18 protein-coding genes and 1 tRNA gene are annotated in these 16,742 nt (G+C 72.1%); 11 read left to right on the top strand and 8 right to left on the bottom strand.

Going from position 1 to position 16,742, the window contains the following annotated elements:
* Nucleotides 1–52: 52 nt before the first annotated feature.
* Nucleotides 53–787, bottom strand: a complete 735-nt coding sequence (locus AB0B35_RS29835; protein ID WP_361051435.1) for a PIG-L deacetylase family protein — start codon at nt 785–787, stop codon at nt 53–55.
* Nucleotides 788–832: 45 nt separating this feature from the next.
* Nucleotides 833–1,711 carry a helix-turn-helix transcriptional regulator gene (locus AB0B35_RS29830; protein WP_361051432.1) on the bottom strand — a complete coding sequence of 293 codons (879 nt, stop codon included), beginning with the start codon at nt 1,709–1,711 and terminating at the stop codon, nt 833–835.
* 176 nt (nt 1,712–1,887) lie between these two features.
* Between AB0B35_RS29830 and AB0B35_RS29825 the strand changes: the two genes are divergently transcribed.
* Together AB0B35_RS29825 and AB0B35_RS29820 are read left to right on the top strand one after the other, a co-directional pair.
* Nucleotides 1,888–2,085, top strand: a complete 198-nt coding sequence (locus AB0B35_RS29825; RefSeq protein ID WP_360522854.1) for a DUF397 domain-containing protein — start codon at nt 1,888–1,890, stop codon at nt 2,083–2,085.
* Nucleotides 2,086–2,272: 187 nt separating this feature from the next.
* The gene (locus tag AB0B35_RS29820) at nt 2,273–2,470 is read left to right on the top strand and encodes a DUF397 domain-containing protein (protein WP_203698518.1); all 198 of its coding nucleotides are present in this window, start codon (nt 2,273–2,275) and stop codon (nt 2,468–2,470) included.
* 6 nt (nt 2,471–2,476) lie between these two features.
* On the opposite strand, the gene AB0B35_RS29815 is transcribed toward AB0B35_RS29820, so the two are convergent.
* Complete coding sequence (locus AB0B35_RS29815) at nt 2,477–3,244, bottom strand: serine/threonine-protein kinase (RefSeq protein ID WP_361051429.1); 768 nt, start codon at nt 3,242–3,244, stop codon at nt 2,477–2,479.
* A gap of 66 nt (nt 3,245–3,310) precedes the next feature.
* On the bottom strand, nt 3,311–3,931 hold the full coding sequence (locus tag AB0B35_RS29810) for a thermonuclease family protein (protein ID WP_361051427.1): 621 nt from the start codon (nt 3,929–3,931) through the stop codon (nt 3,311–3,313).
* A gap of 201 nt (nt 3,932–4,132) precedes the next feature.
* On the opposite strand from AB0B35_RS29810, the gene AB0B35_RS29805 reads away from it, so the two are divergent.
* Genes AB0B35_RS29805 through AB0B35_RS29785 form a run of 5 tightly spaced genes read left to right on the top strand, consistent with a single transcriptional unit; the run spans nt 4,133 to nt 8,712 of the window.
* Nucleotides 4,133–4,546, top strand: a complete 414-nt coding sequence (locus AB0B35_RS29805) for an organic hydroperoxide resistance protein (RefSeq protein ID WP_361051424.1) — start codon at nt 4,133–4,135, stop codon at nt 4,544–4,546.
* A 4-nt stretch (nt 4,547–4,550) separates the two neighbouring features.
* Nucleotides 4,551–5,021: a MarR family transcriptional regulator gene (locus tag AB0B35_RS29800; RefSeq protein ID WP_361051421.1), complete on the top strand. Its 471-nt coding sequence runs from the start codon at nt 4,551–4,553 to the stop codon at nt 5,019–5,021.
* Nucleotides 5,018–6,010: an NADP-dependent oxidoreductase gene (locus AB0B35_RS29795; RefSeq protein WP_361051418.1), complete on the top strand. Its 993-nt coding sequence runs from the start codon at nt 5,018–5,020 to the stop codon at nt 6,008–6,010. The genes AB0B35_RS29800 and AB0B35_RS29795 overlap by 4 nt, the downstream gene beginning before the upstream one ends.
* 59 nt (nt 6,011–6,069) lie before the next feature.
* Nucleotides 6,070–7,017 carry a hypothetical protein gene (locus AB0B35_RS29790; RefSeq protein WP_361051415.1) on the top strand — a complete coding sequence of 316 codons (948 nt, stop codon included), beginning with the start codon at nt 6,070–6,072 and terminating at the stop codon, nt 7,015–7,017.
* A 3-nt stretch (nt 7,018–7,020) separates the two neighbouring features.
* Nucleotides 7,021–8,712, top strand: a complete 1,692-nt coding sequence (locus tag AB0B35_RS29785) for an insulinase family protein (protein WP_361051412.1) — start codon at nt 7,021–7,023, stop codon at nt 8,710–8,712.
* 48 nt (nt 8,713–8,760) lie between these two features.
* Here AB0B35_RS29785 and AB0B35_RS29780 read toward each other — a convergent pair whose 3' ends face one another.
* The 3 genes from AB0B35_RS29780 to AB0B35_RS29770 form a co-directional block, all read right to left on the bottom strand.
* A complete protein-coding gene (locus AB0B35_RS29780; RefSeq protein ID WP_361051409.1) occupies nt 8,761–9,618 on the bottom strand; it encodes a DUF4190 domain-containing protein in 858 nt (285 codons plus the stop codon).
* 92 nt (nt 9,619–9,710) lie between these two features.
* Nucleotides 9,711–9,787, bottom strand: a tRNA-Arg gene (locus AB0B35_RS29775).
* Nucleotides 9,788–9,914: 127 nt separating this feature from the next.
* Nucleotides 9,915–10,859 carry an alpha/beta hydrolase gene (locus tag AB0B35_RS29770; RefSeq protein ID WP_361051406.1) on the bottom strand — a complete coding sequence of 315 codons (945 nt, stop codon included), beginning with the start codon at nt 10,857–10,859 and terminating at the stop codon, nt 9,915–9,917.
* A gap of 166 nt (nt 10,860–11,025) precedes the next feature.
* On the opposite strand from AB0B35_RS29770, the gene ssb reads away from it, so the two are divergent.
* The 4 genes from ssb to AB0B35_RS29750 all read left to right on the top strand — a co-directional run bounded on the left by ssb (nt 11,026) and on the right by AB0B35_RS29750 (nt 15,511).
* Complete coding sequence (ssb, locus tag AB0B35_RS29765; protein ID WP_361051403.1) at nt 11,026–11,682, top strand: single-stranded DNA-binding protein; 657 nt, start codon at nt 11,026–11,028, stop codon at nt 11,680–11,682.
* A 97-nt stretch (nt 11,683–11,779) separates the two neighbouring features.
* Nucleotides 11,780–13,318 carry a cobyric acid synthase gene (locus tag AB0B35_RS29760; protein ID WP_361051400.1) on the top strand — a complete coding sequence of 513 codons (1,539 nt, stop codon included), beginning with the start codon at nt 11,780–11,782 and terminating at the stop codon, nt 13,316–13,318.
* Nucleotides 13,319–13,461: 143 nt separating this feature from the next.
* On the top strand, nt 13,462–14,010 hold the full coding sequence (locus AB0B35_RS29755) for a hypothetical protein (RefSeq protein ID WP_361051397.1): 549 nt from the start codon (nt 13,462–13,464) through the stop codon (nt 14,008–14,010).
* Between the two features lie 127 nt (nt 14,011–14,137).
* Nucleotides 14,138–15,511 (top strand): dipeptidase, encoded by a 1,374-nt coding sequence (locus AB0B35_RS29750; RefSeq protein WP_361051394.1) that lies wholly within the window; start codon nt 14,138–14,140, stop codon nt 15,509–15,511.
* A gap of 99 nt (nt 15,512–15,610) precedes the next feature.
* Here the strand turns inward: AB0B35_RS29750 and AB0B35_RS29745 are convergent, their stop codons facing one another.
* A complete protein-coding gene (locus tag AB0B35_RS29745; RefSeq protein WP_361051391.1) occupies nt 15,611–16,735 on the bottom strand; it encodes a hypothetical protein in 1,125 nt (374 codons plus the stop codon).
* Nucleotides 16,736–16,742: the final 7 nt, after the last annotated feature.

Here is a 16,742-nt window from a genome sequence, read left to right as displayed (position 1 = left end):
AAACAGGGCGTTGCCGTAGCTCGCGGCAACGCCCTCGCGGTGCGGCGGGCCCTCACTCGGTCCTGATGATCGTGAACGCCTCGGCCAGCCGGCCGGGCATGCCGAGTGACTCCGCCAGGCCGCCCAGCCGCTCGCGCAGCATCACGTCGAGTTCGTACAGGTGGGCCGTCTGCGAGACGTGCGCCCGCAGGGCGGCGAGCTTGCGGTCGAAGGTGTCGGTGACGTCGACCGCGTGGTCGGGGTCGGGCCCGCCCGAGTACCAGATCTCGCGGACCGTCCAGGCGGCCAGGCCCGCCGCGCCCAGGTCGGGGTGCGCGAACGGGTTGCGGGCGTCGGGGTAGACCGCGCAGGTCAACGCCTCGCCCACGGCCAGGTGGTCGGGGTGGCTCGGCCCGGCGATGCGGTCCCAGCGGCGCAGTGGGGAGCTGGTCAGGATGCGGTCGGGCCGGGCCCGCCGGATCGCCGCCACGAGGTCCTTGCGCAGGGCCAGGCTCGGCGTGACCGAGCCGTCGGCGTACCCCTCCAGGAAGTCCACCTGCTTGACCCCGACGGCGGCTGCGGCGGCCCGCTGCTCGGCCTCCCGCAGGATCGGCATCTCGTCGCGCGGGGTCTCGTCGAAGCCGCCCGCGTCACCCCTGGTGACCAGCAGGTACGACACCTCCAGGCCCTCGTCCACCCAGCGGGCCACCGTTCCGGCCGAGCCGAAGTCGACGTCGTCGGGATGCGCGAACACGCACAGCACCCGCTGCACGTCGTCGCAGGGCGCTGCGGAGGGAGGAAAGCTCATGCCGCCGAGCATATGCCGCACGCTGCGACAAGCCGCTCCTGGTGATCAGCGGAGCTCCCCGGCGACCTTGGCGATGAAGGCCAGCGAGTCGGCCTCGCTCAGCGCCGTGCCGGTGAGCATCGTGAAGGTGTCCCGGTACGGCGCGGCGACCTCGCCGCGGTCGAGGAACTGGCCCCGGTCGGGGTCGCCCGCGAGCGCGCTGTTCAGCTCCAGGTAGACGACGTCCTCGCCGAACGGGAAGGACAGCAGCACGAACGTCGACTCCATGGTGTGGATGCCGCTGGACAGCGGCAGCACCCGCAGGTGGATGTGTGGCGCCGCGCCCAGGGCGACCAGGTGCAGCAGCTGGTCGCGCTGCACGCCGACGCCGCCGTTGATGCGGCGCAGCACGGCCTCGTCGAGCACCGCGTGGACCTGCGGCGGGTCCTTGCGCTGGAGCACGTTCTCCTGCCGGCGCAGCCGGATGTCGAGGTAGGTCTCGTGGTTGCGGCTGTCCTGCTCGGGCATGCGCAGCCCGGCGATGACCGCGCGGGCGTACGCCTCGGTCTGCAGCAGCCCGGGCACCACCAGCGCCTGGTACATCGACAGCGCCGATGCGCCGTCCTCCAGCCCGATGTAGGTGGCGAAGCGGCCGGACATGACCTCGCTGCCGTACTGCGTCCACCACGAGCGCTGGCGCGAGGCGCGGACCAGGCTCTCCATCTCGGACATCTCCGAGGCGTCGTCGATGCCGTAGAGCTGCATCAGCGCCCGCACGTCGGTGACGGTCATCCGGACGGTGCCGTTCTCGATCCTGATCACCTTGGAGAGTGACCACTCAAGCTCGGAGGCGACCTGCTCCTGGGTGTAGTCGGAACTCTCCCGGGCGGAGCGGAGCGCGTGTCGTAGCCTGAGACGGGCGACCGCCGGGCTCTGCGCGCTCACGTGGATCTCCGCCTTCCGTTCGCGCCACGGACTGAGCCGCTGGCGAAACGCCGTATGGCTACTTGCGACCAATCTTTCGGACGAGTTTACTGGGGGCGCAGCCCTGCGCGCCAACGACCGGCATGCCAGTAACCGCGCGGGCGTATCTCTTACCCATCGTGACCTGGAGTGAACCTATGACGTCTGTGCTGGGCGCAGCATGGCGCAAGAGCGGCCGCTGCGAATCGGCCCACTGCGTGGAGGTCGCCGACCTCGGCACCACCGGAGTGGGTCTTCGAGACTCGGTGAGCCCGGCGCAGCATCTGGTCGTGTCGACGGAGGCGTTCCGAGCTTTCGTGGCCGGCGTGAAAACCGGAGAGTTCGACCTGCGCTGACCCCGTACGGATGAACGGGCTCCGGCCGGCACGCGACGACGACGTGCCGGCCTTTTGTCTACCCGGGCCGCGGACGTGAATGTGCGCGCGGGAGTGCCGGTCGTTCACGACTCATGGCATGTTCGTGAATTCGCGGATATGCCACAGTGATGAACGGGAACCGGAACTAGGCGTAAGGCGGTAGGCCATGTCCGAGAACCAACAGGACCGTCACTGGCGGCGGTCTTCCCGGTGCGAGTCCGGGCACTGTGTGGAAGTGTCCTTCGACGGTGAACTGGTCCTCGTGCGCAACTCGCGCGAGCCGAACGGCCCGTGGCTGACCTTCGACGCCGACGAGTGGCGGGCCTTCACGGCCGGCCTCGTGGCCGGAGAGCTGCGCGGCTGAGCAGCATCAATGCATGGCGTTGCCGACGATGGTCCACAGTCGCAGTGACGCCTCCCGGGCGCTGGGCCGCGCCTGCGAGTTCTTGTCCATGCAGGCGCGGCACAGGTCGGAGACGGCCTGCGGCAGGCCGGGCACGGCCAGCACCGGAGTCGGCGCCAGCCAGCGCAGTGCTGCCGGGCTCTGCGGGCTGCGGTTGCCGCCGGCGTACGGCGATTTGCCGGTGAGCGCCTGGTAGAGCAGCGCGCCCAGGGCGTACACGTCGTCGGAGGGGCTGGCGAACTCCGGGGTGGCCTTGCTGCCGATGAGCTCGGCCAGTCCGAAGTCGACCACCTTCGGCCCGGTAGTGGTGATCATGACGTTGCCGGGGGTCAGGTCACGGTGCACGACGCCGCGGCGGTGGGCCACCGCGAGCACGTCGGCGGCGGTGGCGGCGACCCGCACCGCGCCGGCCCAGGGCAGCGGCCCGTCCAGCAGCACGCTGGTCAGCGCCTCGCCCTTCAGCAGCTCCAGGGCCAGGTAGCCGATGTCGCGGCCGTCCGGCCCGGTCTCCACACCCACGTCGAGCACCTTGGGCACGTGGGGATGGCGCAGCCGGTCGGTCATCGCGGCCTCGTGCCGGATCAGCCCGGAGTAGCGGTCGTCGACCACCTTCACCGCGAGCCGGCGGCCCGCCGTCGCGTCGACGGCCTGGTACACAGTGGATACTCCGCCGCGCGCCAGAGGCCTGGTCAGCACGTATCGCCCTGCCAGCGCCGTACCGATCGGGACCTCCACGGGCGGGATTCTTCCGCAATCAACGACACAAAGCCATTGGACGTACTTGAAATCTTCGCTAAATGATTATCGGCCGACGCAGCTTCCCCACAGGCCACGCCGCTCGGTCCGAGCCTGCTCGACGGCGTCATGCAGCTCCTGCTGGCGCGCCAGGTCGGGCCGGATCGCGAGCTCGCGCACGGCTCCGCGGGCGGCCAGTTCCCCGTTGACGAAGCGGCCGTCGGCGGTCCACGCGTAGACCAGGCGGCGGCCGTACGGGTCGAGGCGCTGCTCGTCGGGCAGTAGCCACAGCCGGGAGCCGTTCGGAGCGAGTCGCCGCAGCTCGGCGCGGGCCGTGTCGGCCCAGCACTGGGGGCTGCCGTCGGCGCCGTGCAGTTCGGGGGCGTCGATGCCGAGCAGCCGCACCTGGACCGGTTCGGTGACGTCGATCACCGGACCCGGCTGATCGGCCGTGACCTGCAGCGAGTCGCCGTCCAGCGGGAAGTCCACACGCACCGGCTGCGCCCCGGCGGGCGGGCCGGTGGGGCGGGTCGACGGGCTGGGCGAGACCGTCGTGGCCGGGGGTGGGGTGTCGGGGCGGCCGTAGGCGTACCAGAGCCAGCCGCCTGCGGCGAGTGCGAGTACGACCAGCCAGAACAGCGTCGCGCGGTGCTCGCGCTCGCGCCTGGTTTGTCGCTTTTGCGCCACCGCATCATCGTCGCACCTCGGTCTGCCTACGCGCTCTAGCCGCCGCCTGGCTTGTAGGGCTGGGCGACCGGTGGGCGGTCGATGATGGGCGACCCGCGACGGCGGGGAACGGGGGCTGGACCGCGTGTGTCGGCGGTGGGCGTGATTTTGGTCGCGCACGATTCGGTTGTGCACAACCTGAATTGTCGTTAGGTTCGGGGCATGACTCCTCTTTACACGGCCGTCGCGACGGCCACCGGTGACGGACGTGACGGCAAGGTGCGCAGCTCGGACGGGCTGCTGGAGACGGCCGTGGCGACGCCCGCCGAGCTCGGCGGGGCCGGCGGGGCGACCAACCCGGAGCAGTTGTTCGCGGCCGGATACGCGGCCTGCTTCCACTCCGCGCTGCGCCTGGTCGCCCGGCGGGCCAAGGCCGACGTCGACGGCTCCGAGGTGACCGCGCACGTCGGGCTCGGCCGGGACGGCGCCGGATTCGGCCTGTCCGTCACCCTGGAGATCGCCCTGCCGGGCGTGCCCGCCGACACGGCACGGCAGCTCGTGGACACCGCGCACCAGGTCTGCCCGTACTCGAACGCCACCCGTGGCAACATCGACGTCCAGCTCGTGCTTCGCTGAGACCATGACCCGCGCCGACCGCCCCGACCCCGGTGACCTGGACCTGCAGAAACAGGTCTGCTTCGCGCTGTACGCCGCCAGCCGTGCGCTTACCGCGGTCTACCGTCCGGTGCTGGAACGGCTCGGCCTGACCTATCCGCAGTACCTGGTGATGCTGGTGCTCTGGGAGCGGGGGCAGACGTCGGTCAAGGCGCTGGGGGAGTCCCTCCAGCTCGACTCGGGCACGCTGTCCCCGCTGCTCAAACGCCTGGAGGCGGCCGGTCTGGTGGACCGGGCCCGCGATCCGCGCGACGAGCGCTCCGTCGTGGTCAGCCTCACCCCGGCCGGCGATCGGCTGCGCGAGCAGGCCACCGGCATCCCGCGGGCGATCGCCGAGGCGACCGGCGTGCCCGCTTCCGAACTCGCCTACCTGCGTGACACGCTGCGCAAGATCACTGAGGCGGCCACGGCCGCCCCGGACAAGGAGACGACGTGACCGTCGGACGTGAGATCCACCTGGCTTCGCGCCCCGTGGCGATGCCCACCCCGGACAACTTCCGCCTGGTGGAGGTGGCGGTGCCGGAGCCCGCCGAGGGCCAGGTCAAGGTACGCAATCTGGTGATGTCGGTGGACCCGTACATGCGCGGGCGGATGAACGACGTGAAGTCGTACGTGCCGCCGTTCGCGCTGGACGCGGTGCTCGACGGCGGGGCCGTCGGCGAGGTCGTCGAGTCGCGCTCACCCGACCTGAAGCCCGGTGACCTGGTGCTGCACGGTTACGGCTGGCGCGAGTGGGCGGTGGACGACGCGCGCCGCTTCCGCAAGCTCGACCCCGTCGCCCCGCCGAGCGCGTTCCTCGGCGTGCTCGGCATGCCGGGCCTGACCGCGTACGTCGGGCTGCTCGACATCGCCGCGATGAAGCCCGGTGACACGGTGTTCGTGTCCGGCGCGGCCGGGGCGGTCGGCAGCCTGGTCGGCCAGCTCGCCCGGCTCAAGGGCGCCGCGCGCGTGATCGGCAGCGCCGGGAGCGCGGCGAAGGTCGCCCACCTCACTGATGACCTCGGCTTCGACGCCGCGTTCAACTACCGCGACGGCGACGTGTCCCAGCTGCTCAAGCAGGCCGCACCGGACGGGATCGACGTCTACTTCGACAACGTCGGCGGCGACCACCTCACCGCGGCCATCGCGCGGGCCAAGCCGTTCGCGCGGTTCGCGCTGTGCGGCGCGATCTCGGCGTACAACGAGCCGGTGCCGGGGCCGGACAACATGACCCTGATGATCGGCAAGCGGCTCACCATGCGCGGCTTCATCGTCAGCGACCACAACGAGCGCATGCCGGACCTGATCCGCGAGGTCGGCGCCTGGTACGCGGCCGGAGATATCAAGGCCGAGGAGACCGTGGTCGAGGGGCTGGAGAACGCGCCGGAGGCGTTCACGGGCCTGCTGCGCGGGGCGAACACCGGCAAGATGGTGGTGAAACTCTAGCTGTACGGCGGGTCGTCACGGGGCATCGCACAGCGTGACAGGTCACCTAGGATGCCCCGGTGACGATCATCCCGGCCGCCGCGGTCCCCTCGTTCGACCGCGCCGCGCCCTTCCCCGAGGTGCAGGCCGTGCAGGCCTGGTGCCGCCAGGGCGACTGGGACTCGGTCGCCCGCCACTTCGCGCAGCTGCCGACGGCCGATGCCGTCTACTTCAACGCGCGGGCCGTCGCCGAGGTGCCCGGCGTGACGACCTTCGCCGGTGAGGTGGCGCAGGCGCAGCCCAGCGCGATCCTGCCGAAGCTGCTGCTCGGGGCACGTGCCATCGAGCTGGCCTGGGAGGCGCGCACCGGGGCCCAGGCGCAGCACGTCAGCCAGGAGCAGTTCGCCGAGATGCACGAATTCCTGCGCTTCGGTGAGGAGAGGCTGCTGGAGGTCACCGCCCGGGATCCCGGCAACGGTGCCGCGTGGGCCATGCGCATCGTCAACGCGCGCGGTCTGGAGCTGGGCCAGGCCGAGGCGCGCCGGCGGTACGACCGGCTGGCCATGCACCACCCCCACATGTTCTTCGCGCAGACGCAGCTGCTGCAGCAGCTCTGCCCCAAGTGGGGCGGATCCTGGGAGGCGGCGTTCGGGTTCGCGCGGCAGTGCGCCGCCGCCGCTCCCGAGGGCAGTGTGAACGCGCTGCTCATCCCCGAGGTGCACATGGAGTACTGGGCCACGCTGCGCGGCGCCGACCGGGACAACTACCTGCGCCGGCCCGAGGTGCTGCGGGAGGTCGCCGAGGCCGCGCTGCGCTCGGTGCTGCAGCCGTCGTTCCGGCCGGTGTACGGCTGGGTCAGCGCGCACAGCCACTTCGCCTGGGTGTTCAGCCTCGCCGGGGACCACCGGCGGGCCGCCGTGCACTTCCGCGCCCTGGGCGGGTTCGCGAGCGAGTACCCCTGGACCTACCTCGGCGACGCCGGGCAGCAGTTCGCCAAGCACCGCGACCTCGCGTTGAAGGAGGGCTGACCCGTGGTCGAGGCGATCGAGATCGACGGCGTGCCCACGCTGTTCGCGCCGTCGGCGGGGCGGACCGCGGCCGGGCTGATCTTCCGGGTCGGCCAGGCCGACGAGACGCTGCCGCTGCACGGCATCACGCACCTGGTCGAGCATCTGGCGCTGCACGACAGCGGGCTGTCCGACTACCACTACAACGGCGAGACGGCGTCGGTGTACACCCACTTCCACCTGCGCGGCAGTGAGTCCGATGTGGTCGGCTACCTGGGCAAGGTATGCGACGGGCTCGCCGACCTCCCGATGCACCGGCTGGAGACCGAGAAGGAGATCCTGCGCACCGAGAGCCGCACCCGCGGCGGCACCTCGGCGCTGCCGCTGTGGCGGTACGGCGCGCAGGGCTACGGCCTGCCCAGCTACCCGGAGTGGGGGCTGGCCCGGCTGCGCCCGGAGGATCTGCGCTGGTGGGTGGAGAACTACTTCACCCGGGAGAACGCCGTGCTGTGGATCGCGGGCGAGCGGGTCCCGGACGGGCTGCGCCTGCGATTGCGGCCGGGGGCGCGCCGCCCGGTGCCCGTGCCGACCTCGGCCCTGCCGCAGACCCCCGCCTGGTACACCGGTGACGACACCAGTGTCGTGTTCAGCGCGGTGGTCCGCCGCAGCACGGCGGCCAGCGTCTACTCCGGAGTGCTGGAACGGGAGCTGTTCCGCGACCTGCGCCAGGAGGGCGGCTACTCCTACACCGCGTCCACGTCGTACGACCCCCGCGGCGACGGCTACGCGACGGTCACCGCGTACGCGGACGCGCTGCCCGAGAAGCAGGGAGCGGTGCTGGGCGGGTTCGTCGACGTGCTGGCCCGGCTGCGTTACGGGACCATCGACCCGGCGAGCGTCACCGCCGTACGCAACAAGTCCCTGGAGAACCTGAACCACCCGGAGATCGAGGCGGCACGCCTGCCCGGACACGCGCTCAACCTGCTGACCGGCCAGCGCAACCTGACCGTGGACGAGCTGCGCGCCGAACTGGCGGCGGTCACCGCCGAGCAGGTGTACGCCGTCGCGGTCGAGGCCGCCGACACCGCGCTGCTGCAGACGCCGCACCGCACCACGGCCGACTGGGCAGGCTACGCCGCCGCGCCGACCTCGTCGGAGTGCCAGGCCGACGGCCGCCGCTACGCCCACCGCGAGGACGGCGAGGTCGCGCTGGTGATCGGGCCGGAGGCGGTGAGCATCGTGCGCGAACACTCCTGCTCCACGGTCCACTACGCCGACTGCGCGGCCATGATGAGCTGGCCGGACGGCGCGCGTCGGCTCATCGGCAACGACGGCATCGTGCTGCACCTGGAACCCGCGATGTGGGCCATGCCGTACCAGGAGATCGGCGCGCTCGACGCCGGCGTCGGCCCGGCCCGGCACCTCCCGCAACCCGCGCGCGACCCGGCCTCGATCCCGCGGCCGGCCGCCGCCGCACCCGCTGCCGCCCCGCCCGCCCCCGACGGCGGGAACGTCGGCGAGATCATCGCGATGGTGCTGCTCGGCCTCGTGGCTCTCGGCCTCGGCCTGCTCACCCTGCCGCTGACGATCGTCGCGATCGTCTCCGGCGGCGCCGATTCGATCGACTGGGCGTTCCTCGGCTGCCTGGCCGTCCTCACCGGCCTGTTCGCGACACCCGTCGTGATGCTGCTGCGCCGCCGGAGGCGGCGGCGATGACGAAGGGCGCCGTCCGGGATCCCGGACAGCGCCCTTCGTACGGACCGGTCAGCCCTTGAGCTTGCCCGTGCGGGCCGGCTCGAAGTTGGCGATACAGGTGATCGCGCGGTCGCCGCGGGCCCAGCTCTCGGCGGTCGGGTAGAGGAAGTACGTGTCCACGTCCGGGTCGTCCACGGCGTCGGGGGCGTACGACTTGAGCAGGTCCGCGCAGCGCGGGTCGGCCTTCTTCTCGATCGCGTCGACACCCGGGAACGTGGTCTCGGTCAGCTTGAACTCGGCGTAGACCTCGCCGTCGTGCGGCTCGCTGCACGGCACGACCGGCAGCTCCTCGATCTCCTCTTCGGTGCTCAGGTCGTTGAGGCAGTCGCCGATGCGCAGCGAGTACACGGAGGTGTCGTCGCCCGTGCCGCTGGTGCCGGTCGTGCTGTCGTCGTTGGCGGCGATGATCGCGACGCCGATCACGCCGCAGATGACCAGCGACCAGAGCGTGCTGAGGACCAGGCCGGCGACGGCCATGCCCTTGCCGCCCTGGTTGCGCTTCTTGATCTGCGACAGCGCGACGAAGCCGAAGATGAAGCCGAGCAGGACGCCGCCCATGACCCCGAAGATCAGCGAGGCGATGGCGAAGCCGTTGGTGCCCGACTTCGGCGGCGGCAGCTGCTGGTAGGGCACGCCGTAGCCGCCCGGGGGCGTCTGCTGCGGGGGAGCGCTGTAGGGCTGGCTCGCGGCGTACTGCGGGCCGGCGCCGTACTGCTGTCCGGTGCCGTACTGGGGAGCGGCGCCGTAGGGCGCGTAGGGGTCCGCGGGCGGACCGGACTGCGGCGCGGCCGGCGGCGGTGCCGGAACCTGCGGGTATGGCGGCTGCCCGTATGGCGGCGGCGTCGGTTCAGGTGAGGGGTAGTTCACCGACGGAAGCTACCACTGACGGGCGACACCATGTGGACAGGTTTTCGCAGACCACGGGGCACCTGAGTGCCTGCCGCGGGGTGGAGTGGAGATGGTGCGCCCGGCAGGACTCGAACCTGCGACCTGAGGATTAGAAGGCCCCTGCTCTATCCAGCTGAGCTACGAGCGCGCGATTGAAGGCTACCGCGCGAGACGACCGGCGTGATCGGCTACCCGGCGGAAGTTGACCACGATCCTAGGGCAGCGACACGCCCGCCGAACAGCGACTTGTATTCATGCTCGAACTGATGCGCCGGTCAGCCCAGCTGGGTTCGGAGCCACCGGCCGGACTCGGCGAAGAAGCGGTCGCGAGCGGGCTGTCGGGACAGGGACAGATCGTGCTTGCCGCCCTCGATGCGCGCCAGCGTGACGTCGCGGCCCAGCGCGGGCGCCCACCGCACGATGTGGTCCACGTTGAGCACCGCGTCGGCCTCGTGTGCCTGCTCCGACCACGTGCGCTGGCGGTACGAGGCCGTCGAGCAGCCGACGAACACCGGCACCCGCAGGTCGAGCCCGGCGTGCAGGCGGCGCTGGCCGCTGCGGATCGCCTTGAGCCAGGCCACCCGGACCGGGAAGCCGTTCACGGGTTTCCAGTCGACCCGGTAGTCCCACTCGCCGTCGTGGTCGCGGTGCAGGCTGCGGCCGTACAGGCCGGGCAGCTTCAACGGCACCACCCGGTACGGCGCGCGCTGCGCCAGCGAGCCGACCGCCGACACCGCCGGGCGGCGCAGCAGCCAGGGCGCGTTGAAGTCGAAGAACGGGCTGTTCAGCAGCAGCCCGTCGACGAGCCCCGCGTCGGCGCGGGCGTGCGCCCACAGCGAGGAGATCAGCCCGCCGGTCGAGTGCGCGGCGACCACCAGCGTGTCGTGGCCGTCCTCCGCCCGGATGATCCGTGCCGCCTCGTCCAGCTCGGGGAAGTATTCGTCCATGCTGCGGGTGAAGTTCGGCGTCTGGTGGTCGAGCAGGCTGCGGCCGTACTTGCGCAGGTCGAGGGCGTAGAAGTCGTAGCCGCGTTCGACGAAGAAGTCGGCGACGTGGGTCTGGAAGAAGTAGTCGGTGAAGCCGTGCAGGTGCAGCACCGCGCGGCGGCTGGTCCCAGAGGCGCGGCGGCTGACCAGCGTGGCGACGACCCTGCCCTGGTCGTCGTCGGGCAGTTCGATGACCCGTTGCCGGTAGGGCTCGCCCAGGATGTCCGTCTGCACGCGCCTATGTTACCGCGAAGTAGGGGTCGCCTTAACAGATCAACTTCATGATCAGGCGGTTATCCCCAAGCGGCCCGCCGTCCACAGGGCGCGACGGCGGTCGATGGCCCGGACCGCGGCTCCTGGCGCACCCTCGGTGGCATCGGATGCCGAGAGGAGAAAAGCAGTGTTCGACACGAACGTCACGATCGTCGGCAATGTTCTCACCGCGCCGGAGTGGCGGCGCACCAGCCAGTCCGGGCAGCTCGTGGCCAACTTCAAGGTGGCCTCCACGGCCCGCCGGCTGGACCGGGCCAACAACCGCTGGGTCGACGGGAACAGCCTGCGCGTGCGCGTCAACTGCTGGCGCCGGCTCGCCGAGGGCGTCGCCAGCTCGGTCATGGTCGGCGACCCCGTCGTGGTCGTCGGCCGGCTCTACACCCGGGACTGGATCGACGAGGACGGCCAGCGCCGCGTGATGTACGAGCTGGAGGCGGCGGCGGTCGGCCACGACCTGTCCCGGGGCCGGGGCAAGTTCGCCCGGACCAAGCCGAGCACCGCGACCAGCGCGCTCGACGACGGCACGGGCGAGGACCGGGTGGGCGGCGAGCAGACCGAGGCCGCGCCGGACATGCGGATCGGCCCGGACCCGAACGACCCATTGTTCGCCGATGACGACGACGCGTCCTTCGGCGGGGCGTTCGACCTCGACGCGATCTCCTCGCTGCGCGGCGGCGGCCTGCAGGCCGAGCTCGTCACCGGCGAGCAGGACGCCGAAGAGGAGGACGACGACCTCGACGACGACGAGGCGGCGGCCCGCTCGCGCGTGCCCGTCGCGGCGTAGACCCGGGGGAGGGGAGGGGCGACCGGCGGGCATGCGAGGGGGAGGCCGGTCGCCCCGCTCCCGAAGGAGGACCACAGCATTCCCCTAGGCTGGGAGCATGAGCGGGATCTTGATCGCCGGCACGACCTCCGACGCCGGCAAGAGCGTGCTGACCGCCGGAGTGTGCCGCTGGCTGCACCGTCGCGGTGTGCGGGTCGCCCCGTTCAAGGCGCAGAACATGTCGAACAACTCGGCGGTGGTCGTCGACGCGTCGGGCCGTGGCGGCGAGATCGGGCGGGCGCAGGCACTTCAGGCCGTCGCCAGCGGGCTGGAGCCGCAGGTGCGGTTCAACCCGGTGCTGCTCAAGCCCGGCAGCGACCACACCAGCCAGGTCGTGCTGCTGGGGCAGGCGGTGGACACCATCGACGCGGCGAACTTCCGGCGGCTGAAGTCGGCCATGTCCGGGGCCGCGTTCGCCGCCTACGACGAACTGCGCGCCGAGTACGACGTGGTGGTCTGCGAGGGCGCGGGCAGCCCGGCGGAGATCAACCTCCGGGACCACGACTACGTGAACATGGGGCTGGCCCGGCACGGGCGCATGCCGACGATCGTGGTCGGCGACATCGACCGCGGTGGTGTGTTCGCGGCCATGTTCGGCACCGTCGCCCTGCTCGACGCCGAGGACCAGGCACTGGTCGCCGGATTCGTGGTCAACAAGTTCCGGGGCTCGCGAAGCCTGCTGCAGCCCGGCGTGGACATGATCGAGGCGGCCACCGGCCGGACCGTGTACGGCGTGCTCCCGTTCGATGTGGACCTGTGGCTCGACGCCGAGGACGCGCTCGCGTACGGGCGGGTGCTCGGGCGGCCCGGCCCGGCCAGGGGGCAGGAGTGGCTGCGGGTCGCCGTGGTGCGGCTGCCGCACATCTCCAACGCCACCGACGCCGAAGCCCTGGCCTGTGAGCCCGGGGTGAGCGTCCGGCTGACCGTCGAACCGGGCGAGATCGCCGACGCCGACCTGGTCGTGCTGCCCGGCACCAAGGCGACCGTGGACGACCTGCGCTGGCTGCGGGACACCGGCCTGGACCGGGCGGTGCTCGCGCACGCCCGTGCCGGGCGGCCGCTGCTGGGCATCTGCGGCGGCTTCCAGATGCTGTCCGAGCAGATCGCCGACGAGGTGGAGAGCCGCCGGGGCGAGGTGGCCGGGCTCGGCCTGCTGCCGGTGCGCATCGTGTTCGCGTCCGACAAGACGCTGTCCCGGCCGGCCGGTCAAGCGCTCGGCGCGGACGTGCGCGGCTACGAGATCCATCACGGGCGGGTGGCGTACCGCGATCCGGCGCTGGCGTCGCTGATCACCCTGTCCGACGGCGAGACCGAGGGGGTGGCCGCGGGCAACGTGTTCGGCACGCACTGGCACGGCGCGTTCGAGTCCGACGAGTTCCGCCGCCGCTTCCTCACCCTGGCCGCGGGCCTGGCCGGGCGGCACGGGTTCGAGGTCGCGCCGGACACGAGCTTCGCCGCCATGCGGGAGGCCACCGTGGACCGCCTCGGCGACCTGGTCGAGGAGCACCTGGACACCGAGGCGCTCTGGCAGCTCATCGAAAAGGGAGCCCCGGCGGGCCTGCCGTTCCTCCCGCCCGGCGCGCCCTCCCTCGCATGACCCGCCCCCGCCCCTCGCTCCGCCCCGCTCCGGGTCTGCCTTGCACTTTCGGGGAGACTGCATGAATTCCGGTGCTGATACCTGCAGTTTCCCTGAAGCTGCCGAGTGACTGAGCCGGAGGGTGCGCCGGAGAGGAGGGTGTGGTGACGACTGAGGAGGTGGCGCGGGTGTTGGCGGCGCCGCCGCGGCTCGGGCGTAGCCGGTTGGTGCTGGTCGACGGGCCGAGTGGGGCGGGGAAGACCTTCTATGCGGCGCGGCTGGCGCAGGCGCTGGGCGAGCGGTCCGTTGCCGTGGTGCACACCGACGACCTGCTCGACGGCTGGGACGACCAGTTCACCTACTGGGCACGGCTGGAGCGGCAGGTGCTCGCGCCGATCCGGCTCGGCGCGCCGGGCGGCTACCACCCGTACGACTGGCACCTGCGGCGCTTCGGCACCGAGTGGGTCACCGTGTGGCCCGCCGAGATCGTGATCGTCGAGGGGGTCGGCAGTGCCCGCGCGGAGGGCCGGGCCTGGGCCAGCCTCACCGTGTACGTCGACGCCCCGGCGCGGGTGCGCCGGGCCCGCAGCGTACTGCGCGACGGTCCGGCGATGCAGCCGGCGCTGCGCGCGTGGCGGCGGCGGGAGGCGATCCATTTCGCCGCCGACGGCACCGCAGCGCTCGCCGACGTGCGGATCGACGGCGCGGGCTGACCGGCGGCACCGGCCCCCGCCGGCCCGCGGCTGCGCGGACCCGGAGCGGCGGCGGCCGCGCGTCGGCCACGACGCAACGGGCCGATCGCCGTGCAGGTCGTCCCAGGGCCGTGACAGGATCATCCTCATGACGACCCTCACTGTTGATGAGCTGCGCGCTGCGATCGAGCGCGAGCTCCCGGGGGTACGGGCCGACCTCGAGACGCTCGTACGCATCCCCGGCATCGCCTTCGACGGCTTCGACTTCGCCCCGCTGGAGCGTTCCGCCCAGGCGGTTGCCGAACTCATGCGCGGCGTCGGGCTCGACGTGCAGGTCAGCCGGATCGGCGACGGGCACCCCGCGGTCATCGGCCGCCGCCCCGCCCCGGCCGGAGCGCCGACCGTCCTGCTCTACGCCCACCACGACGTGCAGCCGGTCGGTGACCTGAGCAAGTGGGAGTCCGACCCGTTCGAGCCGACCGAGCGCGACGGACGCCTCTACGGCCGCGGCGCCGCCGACGACAAGGCCGGCGTCATGGCGCACATCGCGGCGCTGCGCGCGTTCGGCTGCGGCACCGACGACGACCGGCTGCCGCTGGGTGTGGTCGTGTTCGTCGAGGGTGAGGAGGAGTTCGGCTCCGACTCGCTGCCCGCGCTGCTGGAGAAGCACAAGACCGAGCTCGCCGCCGACGTCATCGTGATCGCCGACTCCGGCAACTGGGACATCGGCGTGCCCGCGCTGACCACCTCGCTGCGCGGCATCGTGAACAGCTTCGTCGACGTGCAGGTGCTGGGGTCGGCCGTGCACAGCGGCATGTACGGCGGCCCGGTCCCCGACGCGCTGACCGTGCTGTGCCGGATGCTGGCCACGCTGCACGACGAGAACGGCGACGTCGCGGTGCCCGGCCTGGTCAGCGGTGAGGCCGCGCCGCTGGACTACCCGGTGGACCGTTACCGCGCCGAGGCGGGCATCCTCGACGGCGTCGAGCTGATCGGCACCGGCCGCATCGTCGACCGGATGTGGACCAAGCCGGCGCTGGCGGTGCTCGGCATCGACGCCCCGCGTACGGCCGAGGCGCCCAACGCGCTGGTCCCTGCGGCCCGCGCCAAGCTGAGCCTGCGGCTGGCCCCCGGCGACGACCCGAAGTCGGCGTACCAGGCGCTCACGGCACACCTGGAGAAGCACGCGCCGTGGGGTGCGAAGGTCAGCTTCGAGTTCGAGCACGACGGCAACCCGTGCGTGATCGACGCGACCGGCAAGTACTTCGACGCGGCCCGCTCGGCGTTCGCGACGGCCTGGGACGGCACCGAGCCGGTCGAGATCGGCGTGGGCGGCTCGATCCCGTTCATCGCGACCTTCCAGGAGATGTTCCCGGGGGCGTCGATCCTGGTCACCGGTGTGGAGGACCCGCACGCGAAGGCGCATGGGCCGAACGAGAGCCTGCACCTGGGCGAGTTCGCGCGGGTCTGCCTCGCCGAGGCGCTGCTCCTGCACAACGTGGCCGAGGCCGCCAAGTCCTGATCCGGGCTTTTTGTCGACGTTGGCCTATTGCATCGAGTTCGATCGACCCGTATTCGATGTGATAGGCCAACGTCGATTCGAATGGGCCCCGGTGGGCCGCTACAGAGCGGCCAGTGAGCGGGCGTAGTTCACCTGAGCGTGGATGTGGGCCACCACGCGCTGATCGGTCACCGGGATGCGGATCACGTACTGCCGCGGGCCGTTGGTGATGAGGACCTGCACCGTGCCGCTGTACCGAGTCTCCTTGGCGAGCAGGAAGAGCAGGCTCAGGAAGCAGACCAGGAAGAAGCCCACGACCGCGCAGACCACCGCCCAGGCGGGGATGCGCTGCTGGGAGTGCCACTGGTCGCTGACCGTCCACTGCGAACCGCGCAGCGGGATCTCGCCCGACGGTGTGTGAATGGTGGTCGAGCTGACCGACACCTCACCGAGCTGCACCAGCACCGGCCCAGGCCCGGCGGCCGGCCGCCCCGGGGGCGTGGCCGGGGGACGGGTCGCCGGAGCCGGCTCGTTCGGCAGCTGCAACCGCGGTGGCGCGGGCTGCGTGGCCCGAGCCGCGGGCGGCGGCGCGACAGGCGGGACGGACGGCGCCACGGGCGCGACCGGAGGCGTCGAGACCTGCGCGGATCCCACGGCGGGTGCGGAGGAGATGGGTGCGGTGGGCGCGAGCGGTGGGGCGGGTGGCGCGACCGGGGGGCTGGAGACCTGCGCCGATCCGACGGCGGGTGCCGAGGAGATCGGGGCGGTGGGCGCGAGCGGTGGGGCGGAAGGCGCGACCGGAGGGCTGGAGACCCGCGCCGATCCCACGGCGGGTGCCGACGAGATCGGCGCGGTGGGCGCGAGCGGTGCCACGGCCGACGGGATCGTGGGAGCCGAGACCTGCGCGGATCCGACAGCGGGCGCGACCGGGCGAGTGGAGACCTGTGCGGAACCCACCGCCGGCGCGGAAGGGGCCGGCGGTGCGGGGACCTGTGCCGAGCCCACGGCAGGGGCGGCCGGGAAGGGCTGCGTCGGGTCGGCCGGGGGTGCGGGCGGGGTGGCGACGTAGACCACCGGCATGGTGGGCTGGGCCGGGGGTTCGCTCGGTGGAGCAGCGACGGGGACCTGAGCCGCGCCGGGCATCTCGGCCCGGGCACGCGCGCCGAAGGCCGCCAGCGGCTCGGTCGGCAGCGGCAGGGTGGGCGGCAGGTCGGGGGTCGGCTTGTCGGGCTGCTCGTCGGTCACACCGGCA

Origin of the sequence: Catellatospora sp. NPDC049133, assembly GCF_040648455.1 — a bacterium.
Classification (GTDB): Bacteria; Actinomycetota; Actinomycetes; order Mycobacteriales; family Micromonosporaceae; genus Catellatospora; species Catellatospora aurea.
This window is presented reverse-complemented; position numbering and strand designations above follow the sequence as displayed.